The sequence below is a fragment of the Oxynema aestuarii AP17 genome (assembly GCF_012295525.1).
In the GTDB taxonomy this organism is placed as follows: domain Bacteria; phylum Cyanobacteriota; class Cyanobacteriia; order Cyanobacteriales; family Laspinemataceae; genus Oxynema; species Oxynema aestuarii.
In genome coordinates this window covers 5,508,635-5,524,342 of record NZ_CP051167.1, presented here as the reverse complement: position 1 = coordinate 5,524,342, position 15,708 = coordinate 5,508,635, and the positions used below count along the sequence as shown (strand labels likewise).

Below are 15,708 nucleotides of genomic sequence, written 5' to 3'. Positions count from 1 at the left end.
TTAAGGCCGGGTCGCGTCGGCGAGTTCGCCCAATCCCACCGAACCGAGGAGTTCGTGCCAATGTTGGCTCAGTTGGGCGTTTTGGGGGTCTTGGCGTCTCATTCGCCACAAGATCGCGGCGCTGTCGTACCAGACTCCGGCGGAGGCTAAGGCGGAGACGTTCTCGATCCGGTCTCCCGGTTCGAGGTCGGCCAAGTCGAGGCTGTCGGGTTCGACCCGTTTAATCCAACCGTCGATTAACGGCGAACTGGGGCGCAGTTTCTCGTCTAATTTGAGGGCGAAAAACCATTGGTAGGGGCGATCGCTTTGCAACGGCGGCGCATCTTCCGGCAGGGCGATCGCCACGATGCCGCCATTGGGCGAAATCGGGATGGTGGTTTGATAGTGTAGGTTTTTCTCTTCGTCTTTAATGCTAAAAAAGGCTTGGTTAACTCCGGTTTGGGGCAGGTAAACCAAAATTGTCGGGCGTTCGGAGAGGGTCAGTCCGTAGTTGCTTTGGGGAATCAACCCCGCGATTCCGTTGGCGATCGCCGTTGGCGAGTCGCTGGTGAGAGCCAGTCCGCTTTCCCCGTGACGGGAGGCCCCGCCACTACTGCGCTGGGGCGCTTGGGCGTCTGTCGGCGGCGTAAAGGTCGCCTCTCCTCGGGACGCCCCGCCACTGGTGCGCTGGGGTGCGGCTCCATCCGCCGGGGGGGTGAACACGGTTTGACCCCGGGAGGCGCCTCCGGTACTTTCCCGAGGGGCTTGGTTGTCACTCGGGGGGGTGAAGGTGACCGCTTTCGCCGGACTGACGGCGATCGCGCCCACCCCAGTGGTCATGGCGATCGTGGCGATCGCCGCTAATAAACGTTGGCTTAGCATCGATAGTCTTCTCCTGTCAAAGATTCAGGGGATGGAATGATTTTATCAACGAACGGTTGTAAAACTAATAAAATTTTATTAAAAACAATATCTAAAATTTTAAAGATTTGATGACCCTTTTTCTCCAGTTTGTCGCGGGTATTACTGCAGTTTTTTTTCGAGAAGTTCGAGGTGAAAACTGCACTAAAAACAATGGCGATTCTCTTCGGGAGACACTTCGCGATCGCACCCCTTCAAGCTATCGCTCGATTTGAATGAAGTTAACCATCAATAGTTGTTCTCGTCTGCGTCTAAATTAAGCTCCACTATTCTCCGATTTTTACTCAGTTCGATTGAAATGTGAATCCGTCAGTGGTGACGGTTAACTTTTGCGTCTTCTCCCTCCTACAACCAGTTACCGACTAACACGAATGGCGCCCAAAAGAACGGATCGTCAGTCGCCGGATCCGCCAATAATTTGAGCTGGGCTTGACGGACCGCTTGGGCTTTAGAAACCCCCGGTTTTCCGAGCTGAGTGTAAAACTCGCTCATGAAAATAGCCGTCGAGCGATCGCGCACGGCCCACAGGGTCGCCAAGGTCGCTCTGGCGCCGGATTTGAGCGCCAGACCCGCCAATCCCAAGGCGGCGCGATCGTCGCCGACCGCCGTTTCGCACGCACTCAAAACTAACAACTCGATCGCCGTTTCTCCTCGGACCGATTGCTCGGCGAGCAAGCGGTCTAATTCGTCGATTCCCAGTCGTCCGTCCCAGGTCAATAAAAAGGTATCTTCGAGTTTGGAACTGAACTGACCGTGAGTGGCCAAGTGAATAACTTCGGCGGAATTTTGATTGACTTTACGCTGCAAACTCGCCGTTGTAAACCCTTCGTCGAGCAGTACCGCCGTGGGAAATTCTTCGCTGAGGCGATCGAGTTCCGACTTGACCGCAGGTAAGGAATTAAACCCCTGACGCGCTTCGCTCAAGCCCGCCGCGATCGCCTGCAAACGTCCCTTGTGCAAAGGTTGCCCCGGCAGCAACTGCAACCCTTGAGAAAAAGCGATATTGTAATCTTCCACCAGATAGTTATCGCCGTCGTACAACGCCGCCATCGGTACGTTTCTCAAAGCTCCATCGAGGACGAAAACTAATGTTTTCACCCCCTCTAAAGTGCCGTCGCTGCGGGCGGGTAAAACTAACCAGTTGTAGAGAATTTTCGACAGGCGCAAGCGCTCTAAATTGTCGTAAGCGGGACTGAGGGCTTGTAATAATTCCTCGACGGTTTGATTGACAAAGGTTTGGGGGATGGGAATTTCGTAATAGCGCAGGGGATGGCGCGAGGAAGAGACAATCGTCGCCAGACGGTCTTGGAGGACGATCGGATAAATTACTGCCGCTTCCGGGTCGATCTCCTCAATTTTGACGGGCTGCATGTCGAGACAGGCTTCGCGTAAAAAGTTATCGAGTTCCGCTAATTGGAGGGCTTCGATTAACTGGCGCGCTTCGAGTAAGCGGGGGGGACTCGGGTCGCCGTCGAGTAACAAACTCACCAATTCTCGATAGACGGGTTCGATACTGTCGCGGAAGGAAAACTGAACTTCGCGATCGATCGCCACCAGGTCGATGCGCAGGGATTCGAGAGCTTGGATGGCTTCTCGATAAGCGGCGATCGCCCCTTTGCGATCGCCTTGACTCCTCAAAATCCGCCCGAGTTGCCAAGCGCCTTGAGAGACGATATCCGTAGCGACGATTCCTTGAGCGATTTGGAGGGCGTCTCGGGTGAGGCGCAAGGCGATATCGAGTTGTTGGTTGCGTTCGTACAGGCGCCCCCAACGGACTAAGGCGTGAGCTTCGGCGCGCGGGTCGCGCAGCGATCGCGCCGCCGCGACCGCCTGGGCGAGTAATTCGTTAATTTGGGGGAGGCTGACATTTTTCTGGCGGTCGTCGAGTTTGATTCCGGCGTCGGTAAAGTTGAGGACGCTGTAAATCCAAGCGCGAGACGGCGCAATTTGGCGTAATTCGTGGTACAGGGGCTCGACGAGAGCGGTGGCTTGGTGCCACTGGCGCGATCGCACGGCAACGTCGAGCTGGTTGAGGCGGGCGTCGAGGCGTTCGAGATCGGATTGGGCCGTGGTTTCCGCTTTGGCAAAGTAGAAGGCGGCGCTGTCGAAATCTTCTAAATTAACGGCGGTATTGCCCAAACTCAGATAAATGGCGCCGATTTCGTCCAGGTCGCGCTGTTGGCGGGCGATCGCCAAACAGCGTTCGAGCACCTCGCGACTGGCGTCTAAATCCCCCACCAGTTGCAAGCCAATTCCCAAGGCGTGCAAGGCTTGCACTTTGAGCCCGCCTCGGTCGAGGGTGCCGAGTTGTCGGTTGAGTTTTTCCAGGCGATCGCGCGCCTGACGGTAAAAGCCCAAATGTTGCAAGGCATAGGCTTGGTCGATCTGGCTGCCGATCGCGCCGATGTCGTCCCCCGCTTGTCGGTACAGTCGTTCGGCCCGTTCCCAGGTTTCGAGGGCGGCGCGGGGTTGTCCCGTGGCTAGCAGTAAGTTGGCTTGGGTGTTAGTGGCTTGGGCGAGGAAAATCGGTTCGCGGTCGGGGGAGTTGGCGAGTAAACTCAGGGCGCGATCGCTGGCGTCTCGGGCGCGGTCCCATTGGCTGAGCCGTTGGTAGGCGAGGGAGCGGTAACTCCAGCTCAGAGCTTGGCTGGCCTGATCGCCGCGATCGCCCGCTTCGGCGGCAGCGCGTTCCCAGGCTTCGGCAGCATCGGCAAAATATCCGGCGCGATAGAGTCGGCGACCGCGATCGAGGGGATCTTCCCCTTGGCGCTGCCGCCATGTAGGTACGGAACGCAGCAAGTTAGGCATGGGGTTCGCCTGGGCGAGATCCGGCGCGGCGATCGCGCCGCCTCTCCCCAGCAAACTCCCCAGCGCCACCGCGAGGGCCGCCCACAGGCCAAACTTAAATCTCGGGAGTCCCTTCGCCATCGTCCACCTCACCATTCTCGAACCGAACCGAGCAGGTTGCAGTCCTCGGGCCGATCGCTCGCCAGTCGTTCCGGCACTGCCGACGGCCCGACCAATTCGATCTCACCTACCGCCGTCGTCCGCCAGCCGTCGGCCTCGACGGGGATAGAACTTTGTGAGTCGGAGACGGGCGCTTCTTCGGGAGAGACGCCGTGGGATTCTTGTTCGCCGTTGTCCGATCGGAACGGGGACAAGTCGCGTAAATCTTCCCAGAGGCGCTGACTTCTCAAGCGGGTACTCGGCCCGGTCGGCAAGCCGCCGCGACCGACGAGGGCGAAGCTGCTTCGCTGCTGCGTCGAACATCCGGTAACGATTTGGGTGCTCGGGTCGGCCAACTCGACGGATAACTGAGACAGGGCCGAACTGGCGTCAATTTCGGGACTTTTGATGTTGACGATGCCGTTGACGCCAAATTGAGAACTCGCCGTAATATCGCTCTCCGGCGTGAGGCGATCGCGAAATTGCGGCCCGAAAATCCCCTGAGTGCGGATTTCGATATTGCCGCCCTGTCCCCGTACCGCATTGGCGACTAAATCGCTATTTTCCAAGGCGACAATCGTATTGACATCGAGGCGGATGTTGCCCCCGTCCCCCGTCTCGCCCCCTTGGGCGTTGATTTGGCTGCCCCGTCGGGCCGAGAGCTGGTTGCGAACTTGTAAGGTAATATTGCCCCCGGTTCCCGACGTCGTCGCCGCATTCAGTTGTCCCCCACCGTCGAGGATCACTGAATCGGCGCGCACGAACAAGCTGCCGCCGTCGCCAATCCCTTCGTTTTCTACCGCAATTTCGGCGCCGTCGAGAACCCGCACCAGGGGAGCGGCGATCGTGATGTTGCCCGAACCGCCGGACGGACGCGCCGGAAAGCCAAAGGCTTCTTGCAAGACGAGATCGACGATATTCGCACTCGACGCGATCGTGCTGCGTCCTAACGCACCGGGAACCCGATCGCTGAGGGTAATTTCTTCCGTCGCCTCGATCCGCACGCTGCCCGCCGCGCCACTGCCCAAGGTCGTCGAACCGATGCGACCGCCCTGACGAATACTCAGGGTTCCCGTTTCGACGATCGCCGCCCCTGCATTGCCCGATCCGGTGGTCACGGTGTTGATCGAACTGGGAACCAGCAAAATCGGCAGCACGCCGCTCACGGCGATCGATTCAGTAGCTTCGATGACGAGATTGCCGCCATTTCCCGGCCCCTGGGTTCCCGAGGAAATCGCCGTCCCGTCAATTAAGCTCAGGTGTCGGGTCATCAGGGAAAGATCGCCTGCCCGTCCGGAGCCGAGGGTATAGGCATAAATGGAGGTAAATAGATTGGGGGAGATCGTGCCGACTTGGGTTAACTGGATCGAATCGGTGACGCGCAAACTCAGGTGACCGCCCGAACCCTCGCCGAAACTGCGGCTGAACAGACGACCGCCGCCGGACAGGGCGATCGATTGGGCGGAGATCTCCAAGTCGCCTCCGGATCCGCGATCGATCGCTTCCGAGAAGAAGCCACTAGAAACGGTGGCGTCCGAACTCGCTCCGTTGACGATCAGCGACTCACTCCCTCGGGCGCGAATACCGCCACTGGCTTGAGAGCCGCGATTTTGCACCCAGGCGAGGGATCCCTCGGTTAAAGTGAGACGACGACCGACCAGGGCGATATCCCCGGCGATCGCCCCACTGGTGTCGAGGAGAGATTGGTGAGATAGGGATAAATCGGCAAACTCACTGGCGTTGGTGTAATCGAAGTTCCAGCCTTCCGGGGTGTTCTGCCAGGTGACGCGACCCTCGGTGATGCCGCCGAGTTCGATCTGACCGCCTTCGGCGATTAAAACGCCGCCTTCGAGGGTCACCGAACCGCCGATCAGGGCGAGGGTTCGACCGGGATTGACTTGCAAGGCATCTTCGATCCCGGTTTTGAATAAGGGACTCAACAGGGGATCGGCGCTACTGAGGCGGTGACCGAACCCGCGCACGACGATTCTCCTGTGGAGAGGCTGGGCGATCGCCCCGGTTGGGGGATTTTCATTCGCAGACCCTTCGCGATCGAATTGCAAGCCGACGGGAACGCTAACGGTGAGTAAGGGAGGGGCTTGCGGTTCCGTGGCACTGTAGAGACTGCCGTCGGACAGGGCGATCGCGTCGGCGGTGGAGGCGAAGAAGCTGCCCCCCAATTGCAAGCGCGCATTCGGCCCGAACTCGATCCCGTTGGGATTGAGGAAAAATAAGTTAGCGCTCCCGTTGGCGCGAATTAAGCCATCGATTTGCGAGATTTCGGCCCCGGTCACCCGGGTGATGATGTTCTCGATCGCCCCCGGATTGTCGAACAAGGCTTCCATTCCCGTGGGAACGGAAAATTTGTCAAAACTGTGAAAAAGGGTGGTTCCCTGGCGCGTTCCCCCGTCGATCGTCAGCCGACGCCCAAGGCGATCGACCCGGCTGGGTTCGGGTAAGGTGTCGTCCGGCACGATCTGAGCCGTGGCGAAGCCACTCCCGAGTAGGAGTGTCCCCGCCACCCAGAAACCTTGAAGGTAAGGGAGGAAACGGCAGTTCATGTATACGCAATTGCCAAGCACTCTGATTGACTTCCAGGTGCATTCGTCGCCCGTGTAACGCTTCTGCACTGGACTATTAAGAATCGCGATCCCCCAACTAACGCGGGCGAATGACCTAGTGACTTTTTATGACCCCATCCGATCCTAAACTAAGCTGTTGGGAATGTCTCGTATTTGACTCTCGCCGAGGGTTTATTTTTTAGAAGTTTGGCGGGCGATCGAGGTCGGATTTAGGAGAAAATGGGATGCTTGTCGGGCGATCGCCTCGGATAATTGAATTTGTTTTAAGGTCACGAGACCTTCCTCGACGAAGGAATCGCGCACGCATTTATTCTGTTTGCTTTTAAACGGCGTTTCGTAAAAAACTTCCCGAATTCCCGCCGAAATAATCAGTTTCAAACAGGACAAACACGGTTCTAAGGTGACGTAAATCGAGGCCCCGTCCGTGGCGATCCCGTGTTTCGCCGCTTGGGCGATCGCATTGGCTTCCGCATGAACCGCCCGCGAGGGTAAGTCACTCTCGCTACAACTGACGACCCCCGGATAGCAATATCCTTGTTCCGTGCAGTGGGGCGACCCCGCAGGCGGTCCGTTATATCCCGTCGCCAACACTTGTTTATGTTTAACGATCGTCGCCCCCACCGGAAACGCCAAACAGGTCGATCGCGTCGCCGCCAATTTGGCTAACATTAGAAAATATTCATCCCAACTCGGTCGGATTACCCCCTCGTCGGGGTTATGGCTCTCATTCACGGGGTTTGATTGCGGCTAAAGGTGCAGTTTCCATTCTGGGGCGATCGCGGCGATCTGTGAAGGGCTTTTGTCTGATAGGATCGGAGCTTTGCTCATTCGATAGTTTTCGATGAAAATTCGCCTACTCTATCCCGATTCTACCCTACCCACCTACGCCCACGAGACCGATTCCGGCATGGATTTGATCGCCCATGAAGACGTCCTTATCCCTCCCGGGGAATGGCGATTAATCGGAACGGGAATTGCGATCGAATTATCCCCTTTAACCGAAGCCCAAATCCGCCCCCGTAGCGGCTTAGCCTCCAAACACGGCATCACCGTTCTCAATAGCCCCGGGACGATTGACGAAGGGTATCAAGGCGAAATTAAAGTCATTCTCATCAACCATTCTTCGCAACCTTTCGACGTCACCAAAGGAATGCGAATCGCTCAAATGGTCATCGCCCCCATCGTTCGTCCCCCCATCCAAGTTTTCCGGGGAGAATTAGTCGAAACCAGCCGAGGAAACGGCGGTTTCGGTTCCACGGGGGTGTAATCCTGGCGGCGGGCAAAATACCCGCCCCCTCTTATTTCTCGCCTGTTCTCTACGGCGACAACCGCGCTTTTTTCAAGCGCGTTTTCTCGTACCACAGCGCAATTTCTGGCATCCATTCTTGAAAATGTGGCCAAATCTTCTCACACAGTTTTTGACATTCTAATTGAGCGTCTAACTTAAAGCGTAAATCTAATAAATGCATCAGCGATCGCGCATTTAAAGACATCACCCAATGCTGGCGAACGTCAAAGGGAATAATCCCCCGGGCGTGTTCCTCCGCCGCCCCTTCTTCGATGAGTTGGGCGTACCGTTTCGCCGCCTCCAAACACCAGGCTAAATCCCGATCGCGCTGTTGTTGGCTATACTCGTAACGCTTGCCCTGGCGATCGTGATAAAAGCCCACCGGACGCAGATAAAAAACATCTTCGAGATCCCGTTCTCCTGCCGCCGCCTGTACGATTCTCGACCCCGTATAACGATTGGACTGGACATCGAAACTAAGAAGCCGATGCGTCCGAACTTGCTGCATGACACTGTGTGGGAAAAAGCCACAATTGAACACGATCGATACATGTTCTAAAGGTCCGTAATGTCCGCGTTCCCCCGCCAACAAACGCTTGACCACCGTTTCCCCAGCTTTCGTCTCCTCGGGCCATTTCCCGCGATCGTCCACCACAAAGTTTTCGCTGTAGTCCTGATGCATGGCAGCGTAAATGGTTTGCTGCGGTTGAGGTGTTTTCGTAATGACTTCGACTCTAAATTTATCCATGCAATCCTCAAGAGCACCTGCGATCGACAAACTTATTTAAAATACCACAATTTTCTGCATTAATTCACCACTTATTCAACAATCCGATCGAGAGACTGTTTATAAAATAAACATACAGAGAGCAGCCATCTGGTTACCCCAACTCTCTCGACATTTCTATTGTGTCCTGTAGGGTTTGGAAACTAAACCCCCTACTATAGCAATCCTAAATAATTTGTAACCTAAGTAGGGAGCAAGATGCTCCCACTCTCAAAGGGTCGGGGGCGATCGCCCTGCATCGACTGATTTAGGAAGGCTATATATGGCGTACATCTACAATTATAATCCTTAAAGCAAGAGGGTCATTATTTTGATTGATTTTGATTGATTCTGGGTGATTTTATTTGATTTTATGAAATTTTTAAGATCGTTTATTCTGCTTAAATATTAGATTTATACAATAAGTATTTTAGGACATTTTCACTGATTTTTGCTCTAATTATTAATAGAGATGTCAAAAGTTTGGATAAAGTTTGGATGAGTCCGATGACATCTCAAAAATTCGCCTTAAATAAGGACAAACTGTATCAATTGCTGGATTGTCTCATTCCCAATGTGCTGGGTTTGGGCAATGCTTATTGAGGTGTTGGATTGAGTCTATTGCTGTTATTGTTGTCTTGGCAGCAGGAACGGGGAAACAGGCGGCGCCAGTGTCCGGTTTTGCTGTCTCTGATGGCTTTTGGGTTGCTGGTGGTGGTTTATCCCCGGTTGGAGGGGACGGCGATGCGGGTTGCGCATCCGCAGGTGTCGGCGCCCGCCGCTTTGCCGACGGCGACAGGGGGCGTGAAGAAAGTGCGATGAGGTCTGGATTGTACTGTTTGATTCTCAATCAATTATCTCTCTTTCTTGCCCGCAGTTTCAACGCAAACTATTCGCACATAAAATTCCGGAGGCCGCGACAGCAGGCACGCCAATGCCGGGTAAGGTACTGTCGCCGACTCGATACAGCCCGGGAATGGGGGTGTAGGTACTCGGAAACGATCGCTCTTCGACGGCGATCGGCGATCTTTTTATACAAATTATCTTTTTTTACCCCGAATAAGGCTCTAATGTATAAATACCAATGCCACGATCTCCCGCCCGGGCTAAACTCGAAGCCAAATACGCCTCGCTGCTGGCATAAACCGGGAGGACGCGATCGCCAGTAGCACCCTCGCTGTAAGTGCACTCACTGCTACAGAATTCGTTTTCAGTTTGGCGATCGGATCGATTCCGATATTCATTACTTTGTTGTGTTAGCTATTCGTATATATTAAAGCTGTTTTAAAAAACAACGGTCGAGAGTCGAGATTAACCGTCGGTACACGAGATTTCCGTGTCCTTCCAAACGATTCATCGCTATCAATATTTTCAAAAAACTTTCAAAAACGATCTCAACATCTGGGTGGACTTTGCAGGAATGACTTATTGACAAAATCGCATCCACTGGCGGCGAAGGTTTCAGATTTAGTTGATTTAGCGGAAGTCGTTTCGCTCTAAAATCTTATAGAATAGTCCATTCTAGCGATCGCAATCGATGATGGAGGAATGCGCTTGACTACCTTGAGTCCCGACGTCACCCAAGCGGGAGTTCCCGCCGAGTGGGAACCTCACGAAGCCTGTTGGTTGGCGTTTCCGAGTCACGAGGAACTGTGGGAAGACCGCTTAGACGCGGTTCGCCAAGAGTTTGTAGAATTATGTCGGGCGATCGCCGATCTCGATCCGAAAACGGGAAAGCGGCGGGGAGAACGGCTAGAAATCCTCGTTTTGGATGAAGCAGGAAAGGCGGAAGCGCGATCGTTACTCGGCGATCTTTTTCCCCGATTTCATATTATCCCCTTTGGCGATATTTGGTTGCGCGATATCGGCGCAATTTTCCAAGTTCAACCGGATAAAACTTTAGCCGCCATTCGCTTTAATTTTAACGGTTGGGGTGAAAAATATATCTTGAGTGGCGATCTCGAAGTGGCCGGAAAAATGAGCGGCATTTTAGACGTTCCTCAAATCTATTTTCCCTACACCCTTGAAGGGGGCGCCGTCGAAATTGACGGCGAAGGAACTGCCTTAACCACCCGAGAATGTCTGTTAAATCCCAATCGCAATCCTCAAGCAACAGAAGCCGAATTAGAAAAGGTGTTGAGATCGGCATTTGGCGTCCGTAAAGTTCTCTGGTTAAATCGCGGTTTACTCAACGATCATACCGACGGACATATCGATACGATCGCCCGTTTTGTCGCGCCGGGAACAGTCTTGTGTATGGAACCGCAAACCAGCGACGATCCCAATGCCGAAGTGTTGGCAGAAATTGCCAAAGATTTATCGCAAATGACCGATGCTTGCGGTCGCCAACTCGATATTAAATTAATTCCTTCTCCGGGAAAAATCTGCGATCGCGACGGCCAAATCATGCCCGCCAGTTACCTCAATTTCTACATTGCCAATACCACCGTCGTCGTTCCAACCTATGGCAGCAAATATGACGCACAAGCGGTAGAGGCGATCGGTCAATTCTTCCCCAATCGCCGCACTGTCGGATGTCCGGCTAAAAATATTTTACTCGGTGGCGGTGCCTTTCACTGCATTACCCAACAGCAACCCATCATTAAAGCTTAGACCTCCGGTGGGGCAGACATCTTGCCCGAACTCATACAAATTTAGCGATGAATTTAGGGACTGATTCAGGGCTAAAATACCCCCTATTTTGCCAAAAAAACCATGACTGACCTGATTACCGTTGCTGCCTTACAAACTGCCTTTTGTGAAGATCGATCGACCAATGTCTCCCGCATCGACGAACTGGTGAAAGAAGCGGCGGCGAACGGCGCTCAAATTATCTTACCCTCCGAACTTTTTGAAGGCTATTACTTCTGTCGAGAAGAACGGGATAAATATTTCGAGTGGGCCCATCCCGTAGAGAATCATCCGACGATCGCCCATTTCCAAAAACTCGCCGCCGAATTGGGGGTAGTTCTCCCTATTTCTTTCTTTGAAAAAGCGGGACAAGCCTATTACAATAGTGTGGCGATCGTCGATGCGGACGGTCGCTTACTCGGGGTTTATCGAAAAAGTCATATTCCCGACGGTCCGGGGTACGAGGAAAAGTTCTATTTTAGACCGGGGAATACGGGATTTAAGGTCTGGAAAACGCACTTTGGTACCATCGGCGTTGGCATTTGTTGGGACCAGTGGTTCCCCGAATGCGCGCGATCGCTGGTTCTCATGGGCGCCGACGTGCTGTTATACCCGACGGCGATCGGTAGCGAACCGCAAGACCCTGAGTTAGATACAAAAGATCCCTGGCAACGTGTGATGATCGGTCATGCCGTCGCCAATGTGGTGCCTGTGGTCGCCGCCAACCGCATCGGAACGGAAGCGGGACAGACCTTTTACGGTCACTCGTTCGTCGCCAACCCCCGGGGGGATAAGGTGGCAGAACTCGGGGCCAGTCAGACGGGATTTGTTTGTGCGAGTTTTGATTTTCGGGCGATCGCTCGCACTCGCGCGTCCTATGGCTTTTTCCGCGATCGCCGTCCGGAACTATACAATGTTCTGACTACGGCTGACGGAACGCTTTAGCTTGGCGCCACTGGTGCCAACTCAACACCCCTAAAAACCCTACAAATTGAACCACAACAATGCTCGGACCGGAAGCAAAATTAAACACGCCGGATCCGAGCATTCCCAGCAAACTACTGAGGACGCCCAAGGCGATCGAAATGGTCATAAATCGAGCAAAATGATGGGTTAATAATTTAGCGGTTGCGGCTGGAATTACGAGAAACGCATTCACTAATAAAATCCCGATCGCTTTAATCGAAACGGCAACCGTTAACGCCAATAAAACAACAAATAAATACCGATGGATATCTACCGCTACCCCTTGAACCTTGGCTAACTCTGGATTGAGCGTCAGTAAAATTTGCGTCTTCCAAGTTGCAAAAATAAATCCCATACTCGCCAGCAATAAGATGATTATTAAAATAATATCGCCGCGATCGATCGCCAAAATATCGCCGAACAAAACTCCCATCAAATTACCTTGATATCCGCTTAAAAAGCTGGTTAAAATTACCCCGACTGCTAACGCCCCCGACACGGCAATACTAAACACACTATCGCTGGCAAGTTCCGTTTTTTCCATTAAAAATAGCGCGCCCAATCCAAATAAAATCGTAAACGGTAACAACGTCCAATTGGGATTAATTTCTAATAAAACCCCTAACACAATCCCCACCAAGGCAGAATGACCCACGGCGTGACTGAAAAATGACAGTTGTCGCAACGTGACAAAACAGCCGAGAAAACCCCCGAGTATCCCCATTAATACCCCTCCGGCGATCGCCCGTTGCATGAACGGCAGTTGCAGCAAGTCGAATAAATGGGTAACGCCGATCGAACTTGAGATCGGTACGCCGACGAATTCGTTAATGTTGAACAGATCCAATAAACTGATTATCATAATTAATATATAGGGCTTGGCTTTTCGCTAAAGCCCGATCGCCCGAACTCTAGCGCCGATTTATCGCCAATTGTATTGAAATTATTGAAATCTCTGAAGTTAAACCGTCCGAGTTCTCGTCTAAATCCTCACATTTCTTAGCAATGCCTGCCAATTCTTCTCTCGATCGCGCCAGCAACCTCACCGACGATGCCGACGATCTCGACTGCACTCCCACTCATCCTCTCGATCTCGACTGCATCCACCACCTCCAAACCAGTTTACTCGATTCTGAAAAAGCCCAACGGATGGCCGAATTTTTCAGCTTTTTAGGAGATGCCAACCGCTTGCGAATTATCGCCGCTTTAGCCCTCAAAGAACTGTGCGTTCACGAGTTAGCGGCGATCGTCCAAATGAGCGAATCGGCAGTTTCCCATCAGTTACGCAATTTACGCGCCATCCGTTTAGTCAGTTATCGCAAGGAAGGACGCAAGGTTTTTTATCGGCTGAAAGACAATCATGTTTTAAACCTTTATGAAGCGGTCGCCGAACATATTGATGAAAAAGATTGAGGGGGTTGAGATGTTAGATGTTAGATTTTAGATGTTATATTTTTGATTTTAGATGGGTGTCTTACGCAATTTTTCCCTCAATGATGATGCCGATAGCGGGCAAATTCAGGGCCGTAGGTTGCCAGCAAATTATCGGGATGGAGGGCGATGTCTGGGTGTCCGCTACAGACAATCGTTTGATTGAGACATAAGACGCGATCGCAGTGACGGTTGACCATATCTAAATCGTGGGAAATTTGTAAAATCGTCCAGTTTTGTTCGCGTTTGAGTTCTTCTAATAAACGATAAAAGTCGCTTTCTCCTTGTAAGTCTACTCCGGCTAAGGCTTCGTCTAAAACTAATAAGTCTTTGGGCGTGACTAAACAGTAAGCGAGTAAAATTCGTTTTAACTGTCCGCCACTGAGCTGACCGATCGCCCGTTCTTTCAAACGATCGGCATCGACGCGCTGCAATGCATTTTCAACGGCAGCGATTTTCTGCGGATCTTGTTTCCAGGGCAGCTTGTCTAAAATTGCGAGTTTTTGACGAGATTTACCGCGTTTTTTCCATCCCAAACCGACAAATTCAGCAACGGAAATGGGGAAAGTGCGATCGAATTTAAAGTTTTGCGGGACGTAGCCGATTCGCGATCGCAATCCGCCTAATTTCTCCGGCGATCGCCCGATGATTTCCACCGTTCCTGTAGCGCGAGGAATCAACCCTAAAATGCTCTGGACTAAGGTGCTTTTTCCCGCTCCATTCGGTCCGACAACTGCCGTATTCGTTCCGGCGGGTAATTCAAAAGAAATGTCGCGCAGAGCGAGGTAATTGCCGCGATATACTGTTAAATCTTTAACTTGAACTGTAAGGTTTTCTGCCATAAATGAGGAACGAGACGTCGCATTCAACCTCCCTAACACTTCGGGATTCGATAGGTTTTGGATAAGAGACGATCGCTCTTCGGAACGGTTCGCGCGATCGTCGAGGCGATCGATAGGCTTGGGTGTCATGACAACGGTTTGCAGGCGGTTTTTAAGGTTTCTAGGTTGGACTGCATGGCTTTAAAGTAATGCTGGGGGTCGAGATCGCCGGAAACTAAGGGATCGATCGAATAGAGTTTTAAATTGAGATCTTGGGAGAGGCTTTCTAATAATTTATTATCTACTCCCGGTTCGCCAAATAGGGCTTTGGCTTGGTACTGTTCTACGGCTTCAATGGTAGTTTGAATGTCCCCGGGAGACAAACTGGTTTCGGGAATTTCAACTACGGCTATTTGTTGCAAGTTATAGCGTTGGGCGAGATAGGGATAGGCATCGTGAAAGGTAATGAAACTACAGTTACTATAGGGTTTGAGTTCTTCTTGGAATTCGCGATCGAGCTGTTTGAGTTGCTCGATGTAGGCGGCGGCATTGGCTTCGTAAGTGCTGCGATTTTTGGGGTCGATCTCTATTAAGCCATCGCGAATGGCGATCGTTTGTTGTTGCGCTAAAACCGGATCCATCCACACGTGAGGATTTCCCGCTTCGTGACTGTGGTCGTGACCGTTTTTGTCTTCTTCGTGAGCGTGGTCTTCGCCATGTTCTTCGAGAGGTTCGACGACGGGAGAAAGGCGATCGATCGCCTCAATTCCTCGACTGGCTTCGATCTGTTTGAGCTTGGCGTTACCGCTATTGGCGATCGTTTCGTCGAGAAAACTTTCGAGATCGAGTCCATTTTTGACGATCAGATCGGCGTTGGCGATCGCCCGAACGTCGGCGGGTTTGGTTTGATATTCGTGAACGTCCGAACCGGGAGGGATTAATAACTCGACATCGGCGACGTCTCCGGCGATCGCTTTGGTAAACCAGTACATGGGTAAAAAGGTCGCCACGATTTGAACCCGATCGCCGGAGGATGCGATCGTTTCTTGACTTTGCGTGAGATCGGTTTCGGGGGGCGGGGGAGCTTCGCTACAGGCGATCGCCACGGGTAAAACCCCCAGCGCTAACAACCACTTTCCCCAGTTCAGGCGGTTCACGGCGTTTTCCTCCGAGTCACAAGATGCCAAAAAAGAGAACAATTTTTATTTTACCGCATTATGAGAATAAATCTCATTCTAAAGATCGCCCTTTTCATCCCTCGGTTGCCGGGGGGATCTCCCTCGCTGATTTTGTGTTGGATTTACAAAGATGGAACGCCCCACAACGCTAATATAAGCTTGGATCGAAGCAATTTTTCCCAGAATGAAGCTTGATTGA

At 52.6% G+C, this 15,708-nt stretch carries 13 protein-coding genes; 5 read left to right on the top strand and 8 right to left on the bottom strand.

Translation table 11 applies throughout. The annotated features are described in order from the left end of the window. The 4 genes from HCG48_RS22065 to HCG48_RS22050 all read right to left on the bottom strand — a co-directional run bounded on the left by HCG48_RS22065 (nucleotide 1) and on the right by HCG48_RS22050 (nucleotide 7,160). Nucleotides 1-861 carry a DUF928 domain-containing protein gene (locus HCG48_RS22065; RefSeq protein ID WP_168571100.1) on the bottom strand — a complete coding sequence of 287 codons (861 nt, stop codon included), beginning with the start codon at nucleotides 859-861 and terminating at the stop codon, nucleotides 1-3. Nucleotides 862-1,245: 384 nt separating this feature from the next. Next, nucleotides 1,246-3,828: a CHAT domain-containing protein gene (locus HCG48_RS22060; RefSeq protein ID WP_168571099.1), complete on the bottom strand. Its 2,583-nt coding sequence runs from the start codon at nucleotides 3,826-3,828 to the stop codon at nucleotides 1,246-1,248. A gap of 8 nt (nucleotides 3,829-3,836) precedes the next feature. Next, nucleotides 3,837-6,407 carry a beta strand repeat-containing protein gene (locus HCG48_RS22055; RefSeq protein ID WP_168571098.1) on the bottom strand — a complete coding sequence of 857 codons (2,571 nt, stop codon included), beginning with the start codon at nucleotides 6,405-6,407 and terminating at the stop codon, nucleotides 3,837-3,839. Nucleotides 6,408-6,599: 192 nt separating this feature from the next. Continuing rightward, nucleotides 6,600-7,160, bottom strand: coding sequence for a deoxycytidylate deaminase (locus HCG48_RS22050; protein ID WP_281362038.1), 561 nt, complete (start codon nucleotides 7,158-7,160; stop codon nucleotides 6,600-6,602). A 109-nt stretch (nucleotides 7,161-7,269) separates the two neighbouring features. Between HCG48_RS22050 and dut the strand changes: the two genes are divergently transcribed. After that, nucleotides 7,270-7,695: a dUTP diphosphatase gene (gene dut, locus HCG48_RS22045; protein ID WP_168571097.1), complete on the top strand. Its 426-nt coding sequence runs from the start codon at nucleotides 7,270-7,272 to the stop codon at nucleotides 7,693-7,695. Nucleotides 7,696-7,744: 49 nt separating this feature from the next. Here the strand turns inward: dut and thyX are convergent, their stop codons facing one another. Continuing rightward, on the bottom strand, nucleotides 7,745-8,464 hold the full coding sequence (gene thyX / locus HCG48_RS22040) for an FAD-dependent thymidylate synthase (RefSeq protein ID WP_168571096.1): 720 nt from the start codon (nucleotides 8,462-8,464) through the stop codon (nucleotides 7,745-7,747). A 630-nt stretch (nucleotides 8,465-9,094) separates the two neighbouring features. Between thyX and HCG48_RS22035 the strand changes: the two genes are divergently transcribed. The 3 genes from HCG48_RS22035 to aguB all read left to right on the top strand — a co-directional run bounded on the left by HCG48_RS22035 (nucleotide 9,095) and on the right by aguB (nucleotide 12,058). Continuing rightward, nucleotides 9,095-9,304 (top strand): hypothetical protein, encoded by a 210-nt coding sequence (locus HCG48_RS22035; RefSeq protein WP_168571095.1) that lies wholly within the window; start codon nucleotides 9,095-9,097, stop codon nucleotides 9,302-9,304. Between the two features lie 726 nt (nucleotides 9,305-10,030). Beyond that, complete coding sequence (locus HCG48_RS22030) at nucleotides 10,031-11,095, top strand: agmatine deiminase family protein (RefSeq protein ID WP_168571094.1); 1,065 nt, start codon at nucleotides 10,031-10,033, stop codon at nucleotides 11,093-11,095. A gap of 102 nt (nucleotides 11,096-11,197) precedes the next feature. Further along, nucleotides 11,198-12,058: an N-carbamoylputrescine amidase gene (gene aguB, locus HCG48_RS22025; RefSeq protein WP_168571093.1), complete on the top strand. Its 861-nt coding sequence runs from the start codon at nucleotides 11,198-11,200 to the stop codon at nucleotides 12,056-12,058. On the opposite strand, the gene HCG48_RS22020 is transcribed toward aguB, so the two are convergent. After that, a complete protein-coding gene (locus HCG48_RS22020) occupies nucleotides 12,036-12,941 on the bottom strand; it encodes a metal ABC transporter permease (RefSeq protein ID WP_168571092.1) in 906 nt (301 codons plus the stop codon). The genes aguB and HCG48_RS22020 overlap by 23 nt on opposite strands. Before the next feature lie 143 nt (nucleotides 12,942-13,084). On the opposite strand from HCG48_RS22020, the gene HCG48_RS22015 reads away from it, so the two are divergent. Beyond that, nucleotides 13,085-13,492, top strand: coding sequence for an ArsR/SmtB family transcription factor (locus HCG48_RS22015; RefSeq protein ID WP_168571091.1), 408 nt, complete (start codon nucleotides 13,085-13,087; stop codon nucleotides 13,490-13,492). 77 nt (nucleotides 13,493-13,569) lie between these two features. On the opposite strand, the gene HCG48_RS22010 is transcribed toward HCG48_RS22015, so the two are convergent. Both HCG48_RS22010 and HCG48_RS22005 read right to left on the bottom strand, forming a co-directional pair. Beyond that, nucleotides 13,570-14,481 carry a metal ABC transporter ATP-binding protein gene (locus tag HCG48_RS22010; protein WP_320415750.1) on the bottom strand — a complete coding sequence of 304 codons (912 nt, stop codon included), beginning with the start codon at nucleotides 14,479-14,481 and terminating at the stop codon, nucleotides 13,570-13,572. After that, entirely contained in the window at nucleotides 14,478-15,488 is a 1,011-nt protein-coding gene (locus HCG48_RS22005) for a metal ABC transporter substrate-binding protein (RefSeq protein ID WP_246259692.1), read from the bottom strand. Before HCG48_RS22005 ends, HCG48_RS22010 begins: the two co-directional genes overlap by 4 nt. Nucleotides 15,489-15,708: the final 220 nt, after the last annotated feature.